Raw genomic sequence first — 12,331 nt, 5'->3', positions numbered from 1 at the left:
TTTTCCACCACAACCGGAGGAGTCCAACCAAGCCGCTGGAATCGATGCATCTTTTCGCCAGGTCGCGAGTTATCGTCGTATCGCAACCGCAGGAAATTCCCATGAGCAAGCGAGAGCTGATCGATACCGGAACTGACAAGCGATACGTCCGCCGTGACGAAAAAGGGCAGTTCAAGGAATCTGTCGATGTCGGTAGATCGCTGTCCGCCGACAAGCGTCACGAGGCCAAGCACGATGCGAAGCCGGGCGAGGGTGACAAAGGCGACCACAAGCGCAAGTGAAAGTCGCCACATATAACGTGAACGGCGTGAACGGTCGGCTCGATGTGTTGCTCCGCTGGCTGAGCGAGGCAACCCCGGACATTGTCGTGCTTCAGGAACTTAAAGCGCCTCATGCCAGATTTCCGGTGAAGGAGATCGGGAAAGCCGGATACGGCGCTGTGTGGCACGGCCAGAAGTCCTGGAATGGTGTCGCAATACTTGCCCGCGGTCAGGATCCGATGCTTACAAGGAAGGGACTCCCGGGTGATCCGAAAGACGAGCAAAGCCGCTACATCGAAGCAGTCGTCGACGGAATGGTGATAGGCGGCCTGTATCTCCCGAACGGAAATCCCTATCCCGGCCCGAAATTCGACTACAAACTACGATGGCTCAACCGCTTACACGATTATGCAGCCGAGTTGCTGGAGCTCGAGGTACCTGTCATTTTGGCGGGGAACTACAACGTCATGCCAACTGAGCTTGATGTCCACAAGCCGGAGAGGTGGAAGGACGATGCGCTCTTCCGCATCGAAGTGCGTGAAGCCTTCCGAGAACTGGTCGGGCAGGGCTGGACGGATGCTCTTCGGCAACTTAATCCGGGAGAACGCATCTACACGTTCTGGGACTATTTCAGGAATGCCTATGGGCGAGATGCAGGACTTCGGCTGGATCATTTCTTACTTAGCCCAGACCTTGCTGAACGGCTCTCGACGGCTGAAGTCGACAAGCATGTCCGTGGATGGGAACGCACAAGCGACCATGCCCCGGTTTGGATTGAACTCGCCGACAACCCTGTAAAAAAGCTGAGGAAGTGATGAGCAAAGAATGGCACGCAGATCTGCGACTCAAACTAGATGATCTGGTCGATAAATTCGTCGTCGACGGTGCGGAACATAAGGATGTCATCGAGGCGCTCCGAAAGGAGATCGAACATCTCAGCAAGGCCCACGAACATGACCCCGATCCCGCTGAAGATGACACGGTGATCGACGAACCTGTGGCTACCTGAAGATTAAGATTATGCAAGCTGCTCAGGCCGCGGTGAGCGGAATCAGGTGTCTATAGAAAGAGGTGGAGCGGCGACCTTCTCCAGCAGCGTATAAACTTGTGGTCGCGCAATGGACCCCCGAAGACGGCAATGCGATACTTATGGCACGAGCGTGCCGATCGCGAACCTTTGAAATTGCTCATGACCCACTCTCGTCACTTGCAGCTAAACCTCAAATCCTGGAAGTTAACCATTGCTCTCATGGCTTGCCTCGTTCAGTGCAGGCATCCACAATCATTTCTAAAACCTTCCGAATATTTTCGAATGGGTAGTCGTCAGTGGCCAACGTTCTGAGAAACTCATCCCGCTGCCTATTTTTCTCGGAGCCGCGCTGATCGATGGCACCCTGGTATTCCCCGGCTTTCTCGTCAAAATTTGTCCATCGCACGCGACAGTTTTCTGGGAGCCTCAGATAGCACTCGATCGCAGCGGCTCTACCGTTGATGTCAGCAGGATGCTCTCCGTTGGGCCCGATAGTTGGAAAAGATTTGAATTTTTCGAGATCGGGCAGCTTGACTGCGTTCACATCAGGCACCCTCGCCAGCGCGTTCAAGGAGCCAACGCCTGCGGCATCATTATCAAATATTGCCACGACTCCACCCGTTTTCTGAATACTACTCAAGCCCTTCATGAAATTCAGAAGATTGCCATGACCGCCGAATGGGTAGTTACGCTCCATGTCGACATACCGAAAAAAATCCTTGATCTCGGGGCGAAGGATATCAAATGCATGACGAATGATGTCTGTGTCACTGGTCCCCTCGGTAACCAGCAGGAAGCTCTGCCCTGCCGAGCCTACCGTGAAGTCTTCACGCTCGAAATATCCGTTTTCGACGACATCCATAAAATCCCAAACGACCATCAAATCCAGGTTTTCGGGACGTTCGACTAGCACACGGAGCATATCCTCTGCGTTGAGCCGTTCAAGAAGGCTAGTCAAGTCCCAGCCTGGTCCAAGACTGAAGCCGCCTAAATAATTCGGGCCTCTGAGGCGATCGTGATATTCCGGAGGCAAGATGCCGGGGCTGTCGCTACTCATGTCGAACTCAGGTATTGTGTCCAAGTCAGCGTTACGAACCAGTTCGAGCGCGTCCGAGAAGCTAACATCGTGCGGCTGGTCATAAGTAACGTAGGGATCGGAGAAGCGACGTTCGATCGCGGGCAATGTTGAACCAATTAACTCAAGTCGGGTGACCAGATCCCGTAGCGGAGCCTGGAAAACCTCCACTGGCTTTTGATCGTCTCTTCCTTCACGGATTATGGTTTTGCTATGGCTTGGAAGAAAAATAGACTGGTGTCTTGTCGTCGAGAAATTCCCGCTTTCCTCGACTGTGAATTTGCCAATTTTTAAGTCAGAATAAGTGCCCATAAGATTGATATAATCACATACCTAGGCGCGTTCCAGATTTTAAACTCGGCTCAAACGAGTTAAATTTACCGTTTGATTGTGCGCTTCCGCCTGGCTTGCGGCATGCGTTGTAGCATTCGAGGCGCGCTCCACGGCAAATTCTTCATCGATATCCCTAGCTGACGCTTCTCAAGGAAGCAGTAGTCGCTTCGCGATCGGCCCGAGTTGCGAAACGGTAGATAGGGCGCTCCGACGACGAGCATAGGCAGAACGACGGGCAGCAACCAGAGAAGGATTTTGCCCTTTTTAATCTTCAGCGCAGAGATTTTCATCGCGGCCCGATAAATCGACCTCGCATTGTGGAGCTCCGCCATTTCCGGACCACCTTCATCGACAAAAACATTTTCAACCAAAGTGGCGCGCTCGCTCCACGAATTCACCGATGCAAATCAGGAAAGCAGTTGTGCGGCCTGCCCTTGCTGCATCACCAATTCGACCGCCTGTTTATCGAACGACACGAAGGTTTCACCGCCGAGCCAATTGCCTTCATAGGCCATAATGCCGTCCGCAAAATCGCCGCCCGCTTCGAGGATCGCAAGCCCCGCTTCAACAGCGGGCCTGTTCATCACGACATTTCCTGCATCCAGCAAATCGCGGATGGTCACCGCCACGTCTTCCTTCGACAGTTTCACCCCCCGACGCAATATCCAAACCAACTCGCACAGACAGGGCAAAGAAACTGCGATCAGCGAAGCCTCTTTTAAGAGTTTGCTTGCGGCGTGTCCTTGTTTTTCATCGTCCTGTAAGACAGCGCGAGCCAGCACGTTCGTATCGACCGAAATTTTCATTCCTCGCCCGCCCACCCAGAGGCGGCAATCTCGTTCATTTCCTCAATCGTCATCGGCGTCTTGACTTTGGATGCGTGCCTGCCAATGAAGCTGTCAATGGTGCCAACAGGTTTTGCGGCCTTCACCCTAAGCTCGCCACCCGGTAGCTTGTCGAAGTCGATCCGCTCACCCGGCTTGATACCGAGATGTTGCAGGAGATCTCGCTTCAGGGTGACCTGCCCTTTCATTGTTACCGCCAATGACGTCATAGGAGTTTCCTTTCGCTGACCAGATCAATATAGTAATTGAATTTTTCATTACAAACAAGTTTCATGATCTGCGGTGCTTGGCTTGTTTCCCAGTTTTGCTCCTGAATGTCAGAGATGCGGCAGCGCTTCCAAGCCGGACTGGGGCGAAAGGCGTCAAGTCGCGCCGTCTTCGGATGTGCGACTTGCCGCAGAGATCCAGCACTGGACCGTGCAGGAAATCATTTGTCAAAAGTGCCTTGGCACGATCCGCCGGACTGGTGCGGCGATTATAGTGGCGCTCTAAAGCCTCCTGTGCGCCCGCAACCGGGGGGACGCATCGCCGCCTCCGACTACACGCCCGACCATTTCCACTCAGCCGCCGAGACTTTGATCTCCCCGGAAGCAAGATGCTTGCTCATCTCTGACCAGAGGGTGTCTCCCGTAAAGCTCGTTAGATCACCGCTTGCTTCGAATAATGGCAGCGAACCGTAATCCTCTATGAGTGCTGAAATACCTCCAGAACCATTGATGTCACGGAATGGATCACCGTCGCTGGGGCGCAACACCCGATGTCCCCACATCCCTGGATAATCATCCTGCCGTAGATCGTTGAGCAGATCACCATCACCAGATCGTTCGACACAGAGAGCGGCAAGGTATCTCAGAAGGGGTAGGTAGACTGGCTGCCTGCAGCCACCAAGCGCTCTGATGCCGGGTAGGATTGATAGCACAAGGAATGCCAGGAAGAGGGTAGGGAGGAGTTTACGGTCGCGGATTGCGCTTGCGATATTATGCGGCGAGAACTTCACCGCGACCTCTGGCGATGTCGTGCTCCTAAGATATTCGTCATCAAGCAACAACGGCAGAACCCTCTCTCGCCCAACGTACCAGAAGTAGTCAGTTGTTCTGCGCACCCAGCCACGCCAGAACCCTTCGTTGAGCCGATCAATCGCGTTCGGCAAAAGCGCCGTGTGAGCTTCAGCAATGAAGAACTCTGACAACCACGAGGTCGGATCGTCCAAATGATCGGCGATCAGGCTCGCAACGTCGAAATCATCGATTTGAAGCAAGTTCGCGGAACTGCCGAAATGCGATCTCCAGAGCTTGTCATTGGCGGCCTTGATCGCTTCGGCTGCAGAAGGAAACAGTGAAGGGGGCAATTCGGTCAAAAGGCGCGTGGCAGAGCCATTCGGCACATTGGTGCCCGCGGAGTTCGAAAGTACAAATTGGTAAGGGCCATCAGGGCAACAGATGCTGTGCCCGTCCATTCTGCTTCTCGGCAATCCGAACAGGTTCAACGCCTCCCCTTCCAGCCTGAGCCATCCTGGCCCCTTTTTGGCCGACTCCTTGAAAGACATGGTCGATCCGGCGTAGGTGACATGCCAGCGTCGACCACCCGACTGCAATCCCATTAGGCTGAAGAGGTGGGTGTAAAAAGCGTCTGGCTCGAAAAGCAAAAGACAATGTGGGCCGGTCTGCAAGACAGGGGAGGCGGTCAACTCAAGGCTGGCGCTTCTGGCATCATCCGGACCATAACCCGCCGTTTGCGCAGCCCGCTCCACCATCGTTTGCACAAGTCGCATCGCTTGGTAGCGAGCAGCATTTGATGTCGTTTGCCGCCGAAAATCGTAAGCCGCAGCGGCATAGTTCTTCAGCGGCATTTTCCAATATGGCTCGATCGACGGCATTAGGATCGTCAACGCGCGCCGAATGTCGTTGGGACTGCAATGGGGCGAAGGCGTCAAAGACATCACGCCCTCAATTCAAGAGGTGAGAAGCCGGGGCAGGGCCTCCGTCATCGGATGGGATGATCGCCATTTTAGTGCTGTTGCAAGGGGTTGTGCCTCCGTATCATTCAAAACGGCAGGAAGGGAATGATGACAATAGGCGGGGGGAATAGCAGGCTCGATTAAGAGAGAAACAAAATCAAGGATCGCCTGGCGCGCATTGGACGAAACGATTGTATAAAAATTTCCGCTGTTCCAGATCGCAACCGAGTAACGAAAGTAGGTGCCGAGCGCCGCAGTTGTCGTCTCCAGATCTACCTGCAGATTGTCCATCGTATTGAGGACCTCATCTCTTTTGTCCGAGATTTTGGTCGGCGAGAAATACCTGGATTTGAATAGGTCGTCCTTCTGCCGTTCACTCTCTTGGTAGAGCTCGACATCGCGGTTGGCGAGCTTCTGTACCTGAACGAGGAGACCACCGGGCCGCAGGCGCGGCGTTATAAAATCGAGTTGGCTTAGACGGTCACGATCGTACATCTGAAAGGTCGTATCCTCCATAAGGATGTCAAACCCGTCCTGGAACTGCTGCAGTTGAGGATCGGCCGCGTATCTTTCATCATCAAGATCGAAGAACGGTCCGTGAAAGAAATGCGCATTCGGGCTGCTACGTTTTGCATAGAATGCTGTTCGATTGGCTTCGGTCGGGCTACAGCACAATGTTTCGATACGTCCACCCCCGAGCGTCGCGAGCGTGCGGGCAAGGCAGCCCGTGCCGGTGCCAAGAGTGTAGATTTTGGTTGGCGCTCGCGTCCTGGCCCAGTTTCGTAGGCCGAACGCTAGAAGTGACGATCCGATCCGACATTCCTCTTCCAACCGATAGGGGATGCTTGCGAAGTAGTGCTTGTCAAACGGCCCCCATAACCGACGGTGCGTGTCGGAAAAGACAGCGCATTCGAGATCGAAATCCAGGAGGCCCAGGTCGACGGTTGGAACAGCACGATCAGGTGCCCCTCCCAGTCCACTCGCAGTCCGCTCGAAAAATTCCGCAAGTGAGGTCAACCGCGGTGCATTTCTCCAATGCTCGATGACATGCATGGAAACCATGACTCGTTCCTTTTCGTTCGCTTGGCAAGAATCGTTCTGGATTGCTCTGAACACGTGGTGCCGCACCGCGACGGCCTACTTGCTCCCACGCTATGATTGGACCCCGCGGAACCTGTAGCAATCTATCGAATTCGTCAGGTTGACGAGAAATTTGCAGGGATTCGCACCATCGATTCCTAGATTTTGATCATCTCGCAAAAACTCGCCCTCGCCACGGCCTGATGACTTGTCTTTGCATCGAGCTTTCGCCGCGCAGAGCGGAGATAGAGCCGCACCGAACTTTCCGAGATCGAGAGTTTTGCAGCGATCTGTTTTGGGATGAGCCCGCTGGCGATATGCTCGAGACATTGTCTTTCTCGCGGCGATAGCGCCCGCCAAGACCGACGAGTTGGGAGATCGAGTTCCGAAAGCACCTTTTCATGGAGCAGATGCGAAATGATGGAGAGCTCACGAGTGCTATTTGATTTTAGTATGGACCAGTCGGCACAAGAATGATCCGATGACACCGAGAACAGACAGCGTTCCCCCTGTGGACCCCGTAGTGGTATAGTCATCCCATGAGAGCCAACGTCGCTTAGACGAGCGTCTTCAAAAAACTGGCGGGCTCGTCCTGAGTCCAGTGACGACCAGTCAACGGGAAGCCTGCTCCATCCTAAAATTTCGATAACCGGGTCCGTGTCGAAGAAATTCCCTGCGACATAAGCTTCTGTCCAGGGTTTCGGATAGGTGGTGCAATAGTAGGGATATTGCGTGGGTGCGGCTCCTGCGCGAACGACCAGGAATGTCATGTGCTTGAGGCTGAAGAGCCTACAGATCTGCAGCAATACGTTTTCCAACTGATCGGAATTGTCGATCGACTGGAGCAGGGTCAGCGACGCTGAAAGACGGCCGGTATCGTTCATGGCACAGTTCTCAAGGTTATTCATCGGCTGCCTCACCTACGCCTGCGGGGAAAGGGCGACTCTATTTCGTTTCAGAGGCTTCCTCCGGAAAAGACGAGGCGATTGCTTTGACCAAAACGACAACACGCTTGCGGACATTTGGGGACTTCAACTTGGAAAATGCGGCATTCAGCTCTCTGCCTTCCGCCGATTGAAGAAATGCGGTGAGGTCGTTGGCCGCGGGCAGGTCAGTTTGCATTTCTGACTCCATCGCTTGCCTTGAATTGCCATCAAAAAAGAACCCCACTGGAACCCCAAGTACATTCGCAAGATTTTGAAGGCGACTCGCTCCGACCCGGTTCGTGCCGTTTTCATATTTTTGGACTTGCTGAAATGTTATGCCAAGCGCACGCGCGACGGTGGTTTGGCTCAGCCCGTTTGCTCGGCGCTGCGAACGAATCCGGGCTCCGACTTCGACGTCGACCGCCTTGGGCGACTTCGTCCCGCCCTGACCTCTACTTTTCGGAACTTCGTGCGACAACTTTGCCCTCTCAACGGCGTCAGTTAATGATAATGCGCCGAGTGAAGCACAGGCGTCCGAAATATGTAATTCGATTTCCGTCACCCGTCGACCGGCAAGCCGCGCGATATCGCGCACACTTTTGCCTTGCGAGATCCAGAGCAGGCACGCCTTTTCAATAGGTGATAGCATCGGTACAACTCATTGTTTGGAAAATCTTGCCCAACTGCATCATGCCTGTTTTTGAGGGTAGGGGATCAGAGCTCTCCTTGCAAATGTGCCATGAACGCTTCGGTTGGTGTCCTGTAACCCAGGCACTTTCTGGGCTGGTTGTTGAGGATGCGAGCGACCTGGTTCAAAGTTGCCTGTGACATCTGGCTGAGGTCGGTGTTAGACGGCAAGAAGCGGCGAATGCGTTTGTTGGCGTTTTCCACCGCACCTTTTTGCCAAGGGGCGCTTGGATCACAGAACCAGCTTCGTGCGCCGATCCCATCTTCCAGAGCCCGGAATGCTGCAAACTCTGTGCCACGATCGAACGTAAAGCTCTGACGTGCGAATGCGGGCAGGGACGAGAAGGCGCGCACGATCTTGTCCATGATCGGTCGCGAATGTCGGCTGGGGTTTTTGATAAGCACCGTATAGCGGCTCTTGCGCTCAATAAGTGACGTCACATTGGCATGCCCAAACGGACGCTCGAAGATAATGAGGTCACCCTCCCAGTGCCCAAACCGGGATCTGTTTCCAATAAAATCAGGCCTTTGCGAGATGCGATGGCTCGCGGGGAATGCACCGTCGCGAGGCTTTCTTGACCCTAGTGGGCGACGTTTGCGGCGCGCTTCCGGCAGGTATCTATAGAGACCGAGTTCGTAATCTTCCTTGCTATAGATGAACCGATAGATCGTCTCGGCAGACACGCGAACGGGGCTTATTCCTTCTGACAGCAGGCGTCCGGCGATCTGTTCGGGCGACCACCGAGCCTCCAATTGACTGATGACTTCAGCACGAAGATCTGGATGGCGTCGCAGCTTGCGCAAACGTCGCCGCCGCTCGCGAGCCAACTCGTCAGCGATCGTACCAAAATAGCCGGTGTACTCAGGCAGTTCGTTGTCATGAAAGGTATTACGCCGAATTTCGCGATAGATCGTCGAACGATGGCGTCCTAGCCGACGGGCCATTTCGTTGACAGCTAGTTTCTGCTCTACGAAGCGATGAAGAAGACGACGATCGACGAGGGTCAGTTGCTGATAACATCCAGACATCACAAAATCTCCAAAGTGAAGCCATTGAAATCATTGGCATGTCGCACTTGGAAATAGAATGTACCCGGCTACAATAACTGTGGCAGAGGAGTTGAAATGTCCGCCGCTGTGCAAAGTAGAAATGTCCAATTGAGGCGTCTCGGCTATTCAGACATGCCGCACTGACACCGCGGATCAGCCCCCGACCGAACCAGCTCTCCGATTGCAAGGAGAGGGCGGGGGCGGGTGATGAAACACCCTTTCGGCTGAGCTCTAGAACTCTTCACTCCGCCGCTTGCTGCTGCGACAACGCTTTCCGTCGCCGTGCAATGACGGCCGGATCGTTCGTGAAGTCTTTCCGACGACCGGGTCCACGAGCGCGTTTGATGTAGCCATTTTTATCGCTGCTGCTCTTGACCTCAGGCGCGGGGCGCTCGTCCTGGCGCTCTTTGATATAGGCCAGAATATCTCCAAGCCGCTTGTTCTCGGTGATCGCCGCATGCGTCACGCGTTGATCCTTGTCGAACACCGTGTAGGGCAGGGAATACCCCTTCCAGCGCACGTCCAGTCGACCATCCGTATAGGCATAGGTCTCAACATATTTGCCAACAAGGCCGCGCGTGACGTCAGTCTCCTCCAGCATGATGCGTTTGCGTTCATAGGAGAATGTCAGCTGTGATCCAACATAACGCTGTTCACGCTTGCAAAGGATATCGGATAAGCGATCCGGTGCGAGATTCACCGGTCGGTGCAGGTCATCAGATCGGGCAGGGACGACCGCAAATCGTGCGTTATAATCGTCCATGAAGTCAGGCAAAAATGCATTACCGGCGTCCATCGTGTCGATGCCAGCCAATCGCAACTCCTTGACCAGCCGATCCTGCAATGTTCGGTTCATCCGTTCCACACGGCCTTTCGCCTGGCTGGAATTTGCACAGAGAATCTCGATATTTAACTCACACAGCGCCCGCCCGAACTGGGTCATTCCCTGGCCACCTTTGGCGTCCTTCTTTGCCACCCGGAACACCGAATGCTTGTCGGAATAGAAGGCAATCGGCGCGCCGTGACGCTTGAGATAAAACGCCAGTGCCTCGAAGTAGGTGAAGGCGCTCTCGGAACGCACAAAACGCAGCTGCATCAACCTGCCGGTCGCGTCGTCGACGAACACCAGCAACGAACACGCTGGCCCGCGATCCTCAAACCAACGGTGCTCAGAACCATCAATCTGCACCAGCTCGCCATAGGCCTCACGTCGAAGTCGCGGCTGGTGAAACGTCCGCCGCTGCTTGCGCGACAACCAAAGTCCAGCATCGACCATCCAGTTGCGAACCGTCTCACGCGAAACCTGCAGGCCATCACGCTCGGCAAGCTTCTCGGTCGCCAGGGTCGGTCCGAAATCCGCATAACTCTCCCGAAAGAGCGCCACAGCGTAGTCGCGAATACCATCATTGATCCGGTTGTTCGACGGTCGACCAATGGCCTTGTGCCGGATCGACGCCGCACCACCAGTTCGGATCCGATCCAGCAGCCGGCGAACCTGACGCTCACTCAGGGCAAGTACATGTGCCGCTGATACCATCGTCATTCGACCGGCGATGACTTTCGACAAAACCTCGATCCGCAGCAAATCGCGCTCGCTCATCGTAATCAGTCCCATCTGCAATCTCCCAGGTGTCAATCAAACCCGGGGAGTGTGACATTCCAACTTTGCAGAAACAGGACACTTTAACTTTGCGGCTACAATAACGGATCGCATAATGTATGTTATGGAACATTTTGCTCAAGTCGTCATATCAACTTGCTGCTGCAATGCTGAGATATGATCGGAACAAACAATTTTCACCAGAGCCAGCAACACTGCCGTTCGCTCGCCAAGCCAGTGAAGCGCTTCATCCGTGATCTTGTAATGGTTTGAGTAGCGAGCTTTCACATAAGCTTCGTTGATAGTGTTGAACGCGGCACGTTCCCGGTGGTGCTCACGAGGGAATGCGTTCGCCAGGCGGCGGTCCTGTTCCTCTGCAAAAGATCGCAAGATTTTAAGATTGTGGGAGGCTGGCGCGTAGTTTGTTAGCGTAAGAAGAACACTGGCATAGGCTTGTTCAAGCGATTGATGCATGAGAAACGCTGCTTCGTTCATCATACCAGTCTGCAACGCTTGCTTGGACAGTGTCGCAAAATTGTTGGCGGCTTTAAAACGCTGCTCGAAATGCTCTCTCGCCAACCTCAGCCGTTCGCTTGGGTCGAGTTGCGTTGGTTCGGCAAGCGGTTCGTCATTTAGTTCGTAAAGAACAATACCTTCCTTGCGAATGTCCGAGAAGAAATGATGACCTTCCTTCAAAGACGTGTTTACCTCCCGCAGCGAATGCACGATGAACTGAACCGGTAATTCAATTTCCTTGCTGCGTATCAGCCTGTCTGCAGCCTTATACCAATATTCAGCAAAATCGGTAAGCTTGCGATTGTTGACGATGACGAGAATGTCAAAGTCGGACCTGTACCCCTTCGATGTGAAGGGTTCATCGACGAAAGTCCCTCTGGCATAGGAGCCGAACAGGATGATTTTCAGTATCCGTCCGCGCTTCTTGAAGTCCGCTGTCGCGTCCTTCAACGCGTCTTCGAACTCCTCGTGAAGGATCTCCAGAGCTTTGGAAAGCTGCTGCTGTTTTTGCGGTGGGATATGGTCAATCGTGGTTTTCATGGTCGATAATAAGTCTTTTTCTGCTATCGCAAGGAGAGGTTTCAAGCGTCAGATCAGTAGTTTACATCACACGTCGAAAACGACAAATGCATACCGATCTGTCCCTCATCTGTCCCGGTTCCGTTGGTTACGGCTGTCAATCGGCTTGGTAACGGGACCCCCTATCGGCTCCCAAGAGGGACCCCTGCCTCTGGTTGCATAGGGTCAGCGCGCGTAGGCCTGGAGCTTTCAATCTAGCGCAGGGCCTGCGGGCGCGGATTGTTTGTCTTTTCGGCTTTAGCTTTGAGAGCGGTTCTTAAAGCGCCATGATTCATTTCCGGTTTCGACGATCTCGCAGTGGTGTGTGAGCCTGTCGAGCAGAGCGGCGGTCATCTTTGCGTCGCCAAACACGGCAGGCCACTCGCCGAAGGCCAGGTTGGTGGTGACTATGAT

At 54.0% G+C, this 12,331-nt stretch carries 15 protein-coding genes; 3 read left to right on the top strand and 12 right to left on the bottom strand.

The window, feature by feature from the left end:
* Nucleotides 1-101: 101 nt before the first annotated feature.
* From DSM25558_RS14000 to DSM25558_RS13990, 3 genes are read left to right on the top strand one after another with little or no spacing between them, the layout of a single operon-like run.
* The gene (locus DSM25558_RS14000) at nucleotides 102-281 is read left to right on the top strand and encodes a hypothetical protein (RefSeq protein ID WP_067650719.1); all 180 of its coding nucleotides are present in this window, start codon (nucleotides 102-104) and stop codon (nucleotides 279-281) included.
* Nucleotides 278-1,075: an exodeoxyribonuclease III gene (gene xth / locus DSM25558_RS13995; RefSeq protein WP_077105377.1), complete on the top strand. Its 798-nt coding sequence runs from the start codon at nucleotides 278-280 to the stop codon at nucleotides 1,073-1,075. The genes DSM25558_RS14000 and xth overlap by 4 nt, the downstream gene beginning before the upstream one ends.
* Nucleotides 1,075-1,269 (top strand): hypothetical protein, encoded by a 195-nt coding sequence (locus DSM25558_RS13990; protein ID WP_077105376.1) that lies wholly within the window; start codon nucleotides 1,075-1,077, stop codon nucleotides 1,267-1,269. Before xth ends, DSM25558_RS13990 begins: the two co-directional genes overlap by 1 nt.
* 238 nt (nucleotides 1,270-1,507) lie before the next feature.
* On the opposite strand, the gene DSM25558_RS13985 is transcribed toward DSM25558_RS13990, so the two are convergent.
* From DSM25558_RS13985 to DSM25558_RS13925, 12 genes are all read right to left on the bottom strand, one after another.
* Nucleotides 1,508-2,677, bottom strand: a complete 1,170-nt coding sequence (locus tag DSM25558_RS13985) for a HEPN/Toprim-associated domain-containing protein (protein ID WP_077105375.1) — start codon at nucleotides 2,675-2,677, stop codon at nucleotides 1,508-1,510.
* 65 nt (nucleotides 2,678-2,742) lie between these two features.
* Entirely contained in the window at nucleotides 2,743-3,069 is a 327-nt protein-coding gene (locus DSM25558_RS28840) for a hypothetical protein (protein WP_159442496.1), read from the bottom strand.
* Nucleotides 3,070-3,105: 36 nt separating this feature from the next.
* Nucleotides 3,106-3,504 (bottom strand): type II toxin-antitoxin system VapC family toxin, encoded by a 399-nt coding sequence (locus DSM25558_RS13975; RefSeq protein ID WP_077105373.1) that lies wholly within the window; start codon nucleotides 3,502-3,504, stop codon nucleotides 3,106-3,108.
* On the bottom strand, nucleotides 3,501-3,752 hold the full coding sequence (locus DSM25558_RS13970) for an AbrB/MazE/SpoVT family DNA-binding domain-containing protein (protein ID WP_077105372.1): 252 nt from the start codon (nucleotides 3,750-3,752) through the stop codon (nucleotides 3,501-3,503). Before DSM25558_RS13970 ends, DSM25558_RS13975 begins: the two co-directional genes overlap by 4 nt.
* A 329-nt stretch (nucleotides 3,753-4,081) precedes the next feature.
* Entirely contained in the window at nucleotides 4,082-5,482 is a 1,401-nt protein-coding gene (locus DSM25558_RS13965; protein ID WP_143239435.1) for a hypothetical protein, read from the bottom strand.
* A 12-nt stretch (nucleotides 5,483-5,494) separates the two neighbouring features.
* A complete protein-coding gene (locus tag DSM25558_RS13960) occupies nucleotides 5,495-6,562 on the bottom strand; it encodes a class I SAM-dependent methyltransferase (RefSeq protein ID WP_077105371.1) in 1,068 nt (355 codons plus the stop codon).
* 176 nt (nucleotides 6,563-6,738) lie between these two features.
* Complete coding sequence (locus tag DSM25558_RS13955) at nucleotides 6,739-7,464, bottom strand: helix-turn-helix transcriptional regulator (RefSeq protein ID WP_077105370.1); 726 nt, start codon at nucleotides 7,462-7,464, stop codon at nucleotides 6,739-6,741.
* Between the two features lie 61 nt (nucleotides 7,465-7,525).
* Nucleotides 7,526-7,984: a helix-turn-helix domain-containing protein gene (locus DSM25558_RS13950; protein WP_077105467.1), complete on the bottom strand. Its 459-nt coding sequence runs from the start codon at nucleotides 7,982-7,984 to the stop codon at nucleotides 7,526-7,528.
* A gap of 236 nt (nucleotides 7,985-8,220) precedes the next feature.
* On the bottom strand, nucleotides 8,221-9,222 hold the full coding sequence (locus DSM25558_RS13940) for an IS30 family transposase (RefSeq protein ID WP_077105369.1): 1,002 nt from the start codon (nucleotides 9,220-9,222) through the stop codon (nucleotides 8,221-8,223).
* Between the two features lie 262 nt (nucleotides 9,223-9,484).
* Nucleotides 9,485-10,858, bottom strand: a complete 1,374-nt coding sequence (locus DSM25558_RS13935) for an ISNCY family transposase (protein ID WP_077105368.1) — start codon at nucleotides 10,856-10,858, stop codon at nucleotides 9,485-9,487.
* A 123-nt stretch (nucleotides 10,859-10,981) separates the two neighbouring features.
* Nucleotides 10,982-11,899, bottom strand: coding sequence for a nucleotidyltransferase and HEPN domain-containing protein (locus tag DSM25558_RS13930; RefSeq protein ID WP_077105367.1), 918 nt, complete (start codon nucleotides 11,897-11,899; stop codon nucleotides 10,982-10,984).
* Between the two features lie 276 nt (nucleotides 11,900-12,175).
* Nucleotides 12,176-12,331 (bottom strand): ATP-binding protein (locus DSM25558_RS13925; protein ID WP_159442495.1); only part of this gene is annotated, 156 nt, incomplete at its 5' end.

The organism is Agrobacterium sp. DSM 25558, assembly GCF_900100825.1.
Taxonomy (GTDB): Bacteria; Pseudomonadota; Alphaproteobacteria; order Rhizobiales; family Rhizobiaceae; genus Agrobacterium.
Note: the sequence above shows the minus strand (reverse complement) of the source record. Positions and strands in the feature narration are given on the sequence as shown.

What these genes read in the sequence shown, in the direction of transcription:
- DSM25558_RS13955 (WP_077105370.1), bottom strand. Translation starts at nt 7,464, where the DNA reads ATGAACGATACCGGCCGTCTTTCAGCGTCGCTGACCCTGCTCCAGTCG.
- DSM25558_RS13935 (WP_077105368.1), bottom strand. Translation starts at nt 10,858, where the DNA reads ATGGGACTGATTACGATGAGCGAGCGCGATTTGCTGCGGATCGAGGTT.
- DSM25558_RS13975 (WP_077105373.1), bottom strand. Translation starts at nt 3,504, where the DNA reads ATGAAAATTTCGGTCGATACGAACGTGCTGGCTCGCGCTGTCTTACAG.
- DSM25558_RS13930 (WP_077105367.1), bottom strand. Translation starts at nt 11,899, where the DNA reads ATGAAAACCACGATTGACCATATCCCACCGCAAAAACAGCAGCAGCTT.
- DSM25558_RS14000 (WP_067650719.1), top strand. Translation starts at nt 102, where the DNA reads ATGAGCAAGCGAGAGCTGATCGATACCGGAACTGACAAGCGATACGTC.
- DSM25558_RS13940 (WP_077105369.1), bottom strand. Translation starts at nt 9,222, where the DNA reads ATGTCTGGATGTTATCAGCAACTGACCCTCGTCGATCGTCGTCTTCTT.
- DSM25558_RS13960 (WP_077105371.1), bottom strand. Translation starts at nt 6,562, where the DNA reads ATGGTTTCCATGCATGTCATCGAGCATTGGAGAAATGCACCGCGGTTG.
- DSM25558_RS13990 (WP_077105376.1), top strand. Translation starts at nt 1,075, where the DNA reads ATGAGCAAAGAATGGCACGCAGATCTGCGACTCAAACTAGATGATCTG.
- DSM25558_RS13965 (WP_143239435.1), bottom strand. Translation starts at nt 5,482, where the DNA reads ATGTCTTTGACGCCTTCGCCCCATTGCAGTCCCAACGACATTCGGCGC.
- DSM25558_RS13985 (WP_077105375.1), bottom strand. Translation starts at nt 2,677, where the DNA reads ATGGGCACTTATTCTGACTTAAAAATTGGCAAATTCACAGTCGAGGAA.
- DSM25558_RS13970 (WP_077105372.1), bottom strand. Translation starts at nt 3,752, where the DNA reads ATGACGTCATTGGCGGTAACAATGAAAGGGCAGGTCACCCTGAAGCGA.